We start from the raw sequence: 8,287 nt of genomic DNA, 5'->3' as shown, positions 1-8,287 counted from the left end.
CAAGCTGCTCGTGCGATACGAGAAACTCGATCGCAGCTTCCTCGCGCTCAACCACATCGCCGCAGCGATCATCGCGTTCCGCAAGGTGCCGCTGACAATAAACATTATTTACGGATAGGCTCTAAGTTCAGCGCTTTCGGTTGATCTGGTGGCACGCCAGGAGGCGCGTTGGGATGAGGCTCGGGAATTCGATCGATTCCGTAAGCCGACCAGGTGTGACGTGTTCTTGCAGACGATGGATTCAATCGTCCTGCGGGCTGGTCTGTGTGAGGTCATCGAGCCTTGCTACCCGAAGGCCGGCAAGGGTCGGCCACCCCAATTAATATGGCCGCTTTCGGCGTCGAAACCGAAGACCGAATGTCGCTGATGCCAGTCCGACCACCATGACCGATGTCACCACGGGCCTGACCGTCGCGTCGATGCTGGACGCCGTGCCGCCGGCGCTTCGGGTGACGAGCATCGACTGGTGGAGTGGTTTCCGCGACACCGGCCTGCAGCGAGGCGATCAGATCATCGCGGTGGACGGTGCAGTGCTGCGCCGCCCTTTGACGCCTGAAGATGCACGGCGCGAGTCCCCCCGCCTGATCGGCGGCTACCAGGAGAGCCAGCGCTGGGCAGACTCCGGAAAAGACGAAGGCGCGAGCGTCACGGTAACGGTGCGCCGACGCGCCACCACCGGCCGGGGTTGGCTCACGGTGCAGGCGACGGGCACGCTGCGCGAACCCGTGCAGGCGCGCAGTGCAGACAATCGCATCCTGATCGGCCCGGGCGGGCCGCCCGAGATGTTCGAGAACGATGGCTTCGACGCCAGTTGGCGCGAATGGGCTGGGAAGTTCGCCGCCCTGGCCGCCACCGTGCTCGATGACCCCCTGTACGCATTGGCCCAGACCTCGCGGCTCCTGCTGCGCCAACTGCAGGATCAGCAGCCGCGCGTGCAACTGCTGGCCGCGAAATATCCCGGGCCCTTCGCCCACGCCATCGAGCAGGATTTCGAAGCCATGCGCTTGCGCCTGCAGGGGCCTGATGTCGTGTTGTCAGACGACGCGCTGGCCTACCGCGAGATGGGTGAGCAGCGCGCCGAGGTGATTCGCCAACAGGCTCAGGCGGGATGGGCCGCTTTGCAGGGCGAACTCGCTGATCGCCTGATCGCACCGCTCTTTCCTGCCGTGCACCCCATCCACGGTGACCGCGCGGGTGTGATCGGCCGCCACGCCCTGCTGCCCCCGCTCAGAAACCGGGACTGGGTCGGTGAGGCGGGGCGGACCTGGTTTGTCGCCGGCAACGCGAGCGACGGCTTCTACTTCGCCGACGCAGAGGGGCCGCAGGCGGTGCTGATGCTGGACGCGCTGGCTCGGTACCGCCGTCTGGTGATGCCGAACATCGACGAGTGCTACGAACTCATTGGCCAGGTGCAGGAACAGCCGGGGCAACTGGTGGTGGGCGAGCGGGCTTACTTCGGCTTGGCGCTCAAGCCGGTTGCGGCCCTGGTCGGCGGCGCGATGTTCGTCGATCTGCGCCAGCCCGAGGGCGGCGTGGCGCTCTTTGCCGGCGAGCAGGCGTTGCACGACCACGGCTGTGCGGCTCCGCCGGACAGTGCCGAGCCCGAGGTGGTGATGCAGGCGATGGTTAGCGCGCTCAAGGCCGCCGACCAGGATCTTTGGATCTCGCTCTTTGCTACCTGGTCCTTGGAACCGCTGGCCGATGGGCGGGTTCTCTTCCGGGCCAACGCCGTGGAGCAGCCGGCGCGTTATTTCGAAGAAGCGCGGCGGCGCATCATGGAGCGCGTCTTCGACATGCGGCCGGTCTGGCTTGATGATGTCCGCGTCGTTATCCCAGGTGACCAGTACCCCGGGCAGCTACGGCTCGAGGAAGTCATCGTCGAGATGCAGCACATCGGCCTGTTTGATGGGTATGGCGACGGCCATTACCGCGCTTTCAGCGACGTCACGGTGAACCGCTGGTGGCGACTGCAACGCATCGGCATGCCAGGGGCGCTCGGGCCGTGGCGCATCACCAGCCAGCAACCGATCTGACGGGGCCTACGCATGCCATCTTTTGACGGTCGTCGGCGCGAACTTCGGGCGGCGTTGGCCACGCTGCAGTCCATCCTTGACATCGCCGAATCGACTCGCATCGCCAGCGTGATCGAGGACTATCTCAATGCGCGCGACGCCGTGCTGACGATGATTCTCGTCTTCCTCGAAGACGATAGCGGCGAACCGCTGGCACCGGAGTACGCCTCCAAGTTCCGGGATACGACGCGGGCGGCGCAGGACAAGCTGGACAACATGCTCTCCGGTGTCTCCGCCCCCAGCGAGGCGGCCGTGCGCTTTCGTGAACAGGTGGAATTCGACGAGATGGCGTTCTGGGGCCTCGTCGGCAGCATCAAGCTCGCGGAGTCGCGCGATGCGCTGGTGGACAACGGCAGCAAGGTCAGGGGCTTGATCTCCACACTCGACAAGAAGTGGCAGAACCTCAGTGAGGAGGATCTGCGGGTCGAAGAAGCCGAGCAGAAAGCGGCGCAGGACCTGAAGGACCTGCTGGAGCAGGCGCTGGCGACTGCGATGCCAGCCTACGTGCAGATGGGCACGGCCGTGTTGGCGCTAAAGGACGCGTGGAAGGCGTTCGGCAAGTCCATCACCGACCATGTGACGGAGACGCTCATCAATGCCGGAGCACCACGCAAGGTGGTCGAGGCGCTGATGAAGGTGGCGTCCTGGGCCAACGACGTGGCGACCTTGGCCGAGATCGGGCAGATGGCCGGACTTCCGGTGAATGCCATCCTCGACATACTCAACAAGCTGCGTTCGATGAATGTCGGCGGGCTGGTGCAATACCGGCTGGGCCTGGCCGTGGACAGCGGCTTGAAGAATGTGCTCACTGCGATCGACCTATTCCGCGACCCGATCCGCAACCTCGTGGAGGTGGGCTATTACTCGCGTCTGGCGGTGTGGAAGGCCGCGCTGGACAACGAAGGGGTGCTCATCGTCGCCTTTGGCGGTATCCGGCAGCAGGTGGACGAGTTCCTCAAGGCTTGCAATCTGGATGGAACCCGCTCCACGCATGCTGCGGTTCTTGCGGACATGGACCGGGTGGCATCCGGCCTGCGCTCGGACGGACAGAAGAGCGACTGGTCTGAGGTGCAGCGCGGGCTGAAAGACATCTTCGACCGGCGTCGTGCCAGTACCGAGAAGGCATTCGAAGATTTCTTCCGTGCCAACGACGGTCGTTTCATGGGCGGTCTCAGTACGGATACGGAGCGCGCCCTTCTTGAGCCCGACAAGTGGCTGGTGACGACCAACGGCGTAATCGCCGTAGGGCTGGACACCAAACTGCGTGAATGGCGGCAGAACGTGACGGTGTTGCAGGGTGGCCCGAGGGAAGCTTTCGATTCAATCCAGGACGCCTTTCTCGGACTTCCCCTTGAGGTGCGCGACAAGGTGAAGGACGGCGTCAACGACTATGTGACGCAGCAGATGAACACGCTGAACACCGAAGCCGAGAAGACACTGGCGTTGCTGGACAAATGCGAGCTCATGGTGAATGCGCGCAAGATCAGCGACGATCTGGACCGCGCCAGGCTTTCTCAGGCGCTCAGGGCGACGATCAGGTAGGCGCTCGACGAGCGATGCGGCAAGTCAATCCGCGAAAGTCTCGGTGTAACGAGACAGCCCTGGTTGGCGTGTATAGCTGGACCGACCTTACCCATGCACGCATCGACACCGAAATTGCGCGCACCACGCACCCTTCCAAGCCCACAGCTGCCGCGGCTATACACCTTTCGCCGCTGCCCGTACGCCATGCGCGCACGGATGGCGCTGCTGCAGGCCGGGCGGGCCTTCGAGGCGGTCGAGGTCAGCTTGCGCGATAAGCCAGCAAGCTTGCTGGCCTTGTCGCCCAAGGCGACGGTACCAGTGCTGCACTTGCCCGATGGCAGCGTGATCGAGGAGAGTTGGGACGTCATGCGCTGGGCACTGGCCGCGCCCGATGCGCAGGGCTGGTGGGCACGGGCGCAGTCGCCTGCCAACCTGGACTTGGTACATCGCAACGACGGCGACTTCAAGCATCACCTGGACCGCTGGAAGTACCCCCAGCGCTACGCGAGCGAGTCCATCACGCCAGACGCACACCGCGACAGGGCGCTGGATGTGCTGCTGCAACCGCTAGAGGCCCGGCTGAACAGCGCGCCGTGGCTGGGCGGCGCCACCCCCTGCGCCACCGACTTGGCAGTGATGCCCTTCGTCCGCCAGTTCGCCTCGGTGGACCCGGGATGGTTTGCTGCGCAGGACGTGCCCTCGGTACGGGCCTGGCTGGACGGCTGGCTCGTCAGCCCGCTGTTTGTTGCGTGCATGTACAAGTTACCCGCGCAAGGTGCGATTCGCTTCCCGTCCCTGTAACGCTCGCGGTCGCGAGGATGGCCGCTCTGCAGCGCAAGCAGCCACCCGACGCCCTCTGCGTTGCACGCGACAGGTCAGCCATCCCGAACGCCCAATGTTGGCGGTCAAGCGACTGCCCCCAGCAGCCGCAGCGTCCCACCTCCGCATCCGTCTCGGCAAGAGCCCCCACCGGCACCGTCAGCCTGCGCTTGATGTGGCCGATGGCTGTGGCCGGCACGCTGAGCGGCGTCAACCGCCGGCGCAAGGCCACAGCCGCGTGCGCCAGCCGTCGGAGGGCAACCAGGCCGACAGCGGCCGGCACGGCGCGCCGTCCAGGCACAGCTCGTAGTCGGCCGTGTAAGGCGAGCGCGTCAGCCACAGCCCGAGGTGTTCGCGCTGTGCCGGCCGGTACTCGAACCAGCCGTTGCGCAGCACCGCATCCGGCCCCGGCTCCATGCCGGCGGCCGAACCCTGCACGCGCGCCAGTACCGCCAGCAGGCGTGGCGGCGCGCCGGCGCTCCCGCTGGGCGCGGGCTGCAGCTCGTAGTCCTCCTCCCAGCGCACGTGCTCGATGGAGTGGGTCCAGGCCAGCGTGAAGCGGTGGGCGACGATGAAGACGGCCGGGCCCGGCGGCGGCGTGACCGCGTCGGCGCCGCCCAGCGCCAGGCACAGGCCCAGCACGGTCACAGCCGCGCCGCTCATGTGCCGTTCATGCGACGTTCACGCGCCGCTCGTGTGCGGTCCGGCGCCAGGCCCCGTGCCTGCGCGCCGGCGCTGCCACAGGTGCCAGGCGAAGAACAGCACGGCCGCCGCCAGGCCGACCTCATCGGTCCACGGCAGCGCCGTGACGAGGAACGATGCGGCGAGGATGGCGAACGCCCGCTCAGCCCAGTTCAGGCGCCCGAACAGGAAGCCGATGGCCCCGCAGCCCCACAGGCCGATCGCGATCAGCGCCTTGACCACCACGTAGACGGTGGCCAGAGCGCCGTCGCCCTGCAGCATCAACGCCGGCGAATACACCGCCATGAAGGGCACGATGAAGCCAGCGATGGCCACCCGCAACGCCTGCAGGCTGATCTTGAGGCTGCTCTCCTTGGCAATCGGCGACGCGGCGAAGGCGGCCAGCGCGACCGGCGGCGTCAGGTCGGCCATGATGCCGAAGTAGAAGACGAACATGTGCGAGACGATCAGCGGCACGCCCAGCTTGAGGAGCACCGGCGCGGCCAGGGAGCTGGTGATGATGTAGTTAGGAATCGTCGGGATGCCCATGCCCAGCACGAGGCAGGTCAGCATCGTCAGCAGCAGCGCCAGGAACAGGCTCTTCTCGCCGATGGCGATGATGTGGCCACCGAACTCGGCCGCCACGCCGGTGAGATTGATGACGCCGATGATCACCCCGACCAATGCACAGGCGATGGCGACCGGCAACGCGTGGCGTGCGCCGTCGGCCAGCGCCTGCACGGCCAGTTTCATCGCCTCGCCGCCCGCGCGGCGCAGGCGCAACACGACCAGCAGCACGGCGGTGATGACGAAGAACGTCATCACGCCGAATTTCACGAAGCCGGCGCAGGCCAGGCCCAGCAGCACCCAGAACAGCACGCGCAACGGGGTGCTGGGCACCCCGCTCATCAGCGCCGCGCCGAAGATCAGCACCACGGTCAGGGCCAGCCCGATGGTGCCGCTGAAGAGCGGTGTGTAGCCCGAGAACAGCAGCGCCACCAGGCCGATCAGCGGCAGCAGCAGGTACCAGCGCTGCCGCATCGCCGTCCACGGGTTGGGGCAGTCTTCCTTGGCCAGCCCGAGCAAGCCCTTGCGCCCGGCCTCTAGGTGCACCATCCAGAAGGCGGTGCAGAAGTACAGGATGGCCGGGATGAGGGCCGCCTTGCAGATCTCGATGTAGGGGACGTTGATCGTCTCGGCCATGATGAAGGCCACCGCCCCCATCACCGGCGGCATGATCTGCCCGCCCATGCTGGCAGTGGCTTCGACCCCGCCGGCAAAGGCGCTGGAATAGCCGAAGCGCTTCATCAGCGGGATGGTGAACTGCCCGGTCGTGACGACGTTGGCCACGCCCGAGCCGTTGATGGTGCCCATCAGCCCCGACGTCACCACACTGACCTTGGCCGGGCCACCGCGGGTGTGGCCCACCGTGCCCATGGCGAAGTCGTTGAACAGGTCGATCATGCCGGCCTGCTCGAGGAAGGCGCCGAACAGGATGAACAGGAAGATGTAGGTCGACGAGACATAGGCCGGCACGCCGTAGATGCCTTCGGTGCCGAAGGTCATCGTGCCCATCACCTGGTCGAAGCCGTAACCGCGGTGCGCCAGCGCCCCGGGCAGGTACTGGCCGTACAGCGCATAGGCCAGGAAGGTCAGGCAGATGGCCGGCAGCGCCCAGCCCAACACCCGCCGCGCGGCCTCGAACACCAGCGCCAGCGTGACGATGCCGATGACCATGTCGGTTGAGGTCATGTCGCCGGCGCGCGCCGTCAGTTCGGCTTCGAAGACCCAGTGGTAGAAGCTGGCGCCAAAGCCCACCAGGCCCAGCAGCCAGCCCAGCGGCACCAGGCGGCGGTGGCCCAGAGTCGGCGGGAACAGCGCGAAGATCATCAGCAGCACGAAGCCGACGTGCACCGCACGCACCACCTGGCTGGAGATCGGGCTGAAGGCCGCCGTGATGATCTGGAACAGCGAAAACGCAATCGCCACGGCGAACACCGCGCGCGGCAGCGGGCTGCGTTCATCGGTCTGCAGCTGGGCGTTGGGGTCGGGGGCGGGAGTGTTCATGCGTTGTAGGTGTTGTCGTCGCTGCCGGTGGCTGGGTGGCTGCCCGGTGGGGCGGCAGGGCGGAAATGCACAACGCGCCGGCCCGGGCGGCGAGGTCCGGTCGGCGCGCTGAGCGGCGGGGTGCGCACCGCGCCGGGCTACTTGATCAGGCCGACCTCGCGGTAGTACTTTTCGGCGCCAGGGTGCAGCGGCACCGGCATGCCCTTGATGGCGTTCTCACGCTTGATGCCCTTGGCCGCGTTGTGCGCGGCATACATCGTGTCCAGGCCTTCGTACAAGGCTTTGGTCATCGCGTAGGCGAGGTCGTTGGACACCCCGCTGTGGGTGACCAGGAAGTTGGGAATAGCTGCGGTGGGCACGTCGGCCGTCTGGCCTTCGTAGGTGCCGGCGGGAATGATCGTGGCCTGGTAGGCCGGATCGCCGATCTTGGCAATGATGTCGGCCGGCACCGACACGACGACGATCTTGACCGACGTGGCGAGGTCGCGGATCGAGGCGACGCCCAGGCCCGCGGACTGCAGCGTGGCGTCGAGCTGGCGGTTCTTGATCAGCTCCACCGATTCGCCGAAGGGCAGGTACTCGGTCTTGGCCAGATCCTTGTAGGTCAGCCCCGCGGCCTTGAACACGGCGCGCGCGTTCAGCTCGGTGCCCGAGCGGGCGGCACCGACCGACACGCGCTTGCCTTTGAGGTCGGCCAGGGTGCGGATGCCGCTGTCGGCGCTGGCGATGATCTGGATGTAGTTGCTGTAGGTGGCCGAAATGCCGCGCAGCTTGTCGAGCTTGGTCTTGAAGCCGGCCTCTTCGTCGCCGCGCCAGGCGTCGGACAAGGCGTCGGCTAGCGTGAAGGCGATCTCGCCGCGGCCGGCCTGCAGCAGGTTCAGGTTTTCGGCCGAAGCTTTGGTGACCTGGGCAGTGGCCTTGGTGTTGGGAATGGCCTTGCCGTAGACCTGCGACAACGCCACGCCAAGCGGGTAGTAGACGCCGGCCTGGCCGCCGGTCAGGACGTTGACGAACTGCTGCTGCTGGGCCAGGGCCAGGTTGCTGGACAGGGCGGCGGCGGTGGCGGCAACAGCTGCCACCCAGTGGACGATGCGCATCTGAAACTCCTTTGAACGGATCCTGCG

6 protein-coding genes and 2 pseudogenes are annotated in these 8,287 nt (G+C 66.4%); 5 read left to right on the top strand and 3 right to left on the bottom strand.

Annotation, left to right across the window (positions count from 1 at the left end; translation table 11 throughout):
• The 5 genes and pseudogenes from ABIS05_RS02360 to ABIS05_RS02340 form a co-directional block, all read left to right on the top strand.
• A pseudogene (locus ABIS05_RS02360) lies at positions 1-118 on the top strand (IS5/IS1182 family transposase); the annotation flags it as partial.
• Between the two features lie 27 nt (positions 119-145).
• Positions 146-316 (top strand): annotated as a pseudogene (locus tag ABIS05_RS02355) (IS5/IS1182 family transposase); the annotation flags it as partial.
• Positions 317-383: 67 nt separating this feature from the next.
• The gene (locus ABIS05_RS02350; protein ID WP_348012876.1) at positions 384-2,033 is read left to right on the top strand and encodes a hypothetical protein; all 1,650 of its coding nucleotides are present in this window, start codon (positions 384-386) and stop codon (positions 2,031-2,033) included.
• Between the two features lie 12 nt (positions 2,034-2,045).
• Complete coding sequence (locus ABIS05_RS02345; RefSeq protein ID WP_348012875.1) at positions 2,046-3,614, top strand: hypothetical protein; 1,569 nt, start codon at positions 2,046-2,048, stop codon at positions 3,612-3,614.
• 93 nt (positions 3,615-3,707) lie between these two features.
• Positions 3,708-4,397: a glutathione S-transferase gene (locus ABIS05_RS02340; protein WP_348012874.1), complete on the top strand. Its 690-nt coding sequence runs from the start codon at positions 3,708-3,710 to the stop codon at positions 4,395-4,397.
• A gap of 228 nt (positions 4,398-4,625) precedes the next feature.
• Here the strand turns inward: ABIS05_RS02340 and ABIS05_RS02335 are convergent, their stop codons facing one another.
• From ABIS05_RS02335 to ABIS05_RS02325, 3 genes are all read right to left on the bottom strand, one after another.
• A complete protein-coding gene (locus ABIS05_RS02335) occupies positions 4,626-5,078 on the bottom strand; it encodes a DUF1850 domain-containing protein (protein ID WP_348012873.1) in 453 nt (150 codons plus the stop codon).
• An 18-nt stretch (positions 5,079-5,096) separates the two neighbouring features.
• Complete coding sequence (locus ABIS05_RS02330) at positions 5,097-7,163, bottom strand: TRAP transporter permease (protein WP_348012872.1); 2,067 nt, start codon at positions 7,161-7,163, stop codon at positions 5,097-5,099.
• A 137-nt stretch (positions 7,164-7,300) separates the two neighbouring features.
• Complete coding sequence (locus ABIS05_RS02325) at positions 7,301-8,260, bottom strand: TAXI family TRAP transporter solute-binding subunit (protein WP_348012871.1); 960 nt, start codon at positions 8,258-8,260, stop codon at positions 7,301-7,303.
• Positions 8,261-8,287 lie beyond the last annotated feature (27 nt).

The organism is Roseateles sp. (genome assembly GCF_039929605.1).
In the GTDB taxonomy this organism is placed as follows: domain Bacteria; phylum Pseudomonadota; class Gammaproteobacteria; order Burkholderiales; family Burkholderiaceae_C; genus Pelomonas.
Note: the sequence above shows the minus strand (reverse complement) of the source record. Positions and strands in the feature narration are given on the sequence as shown.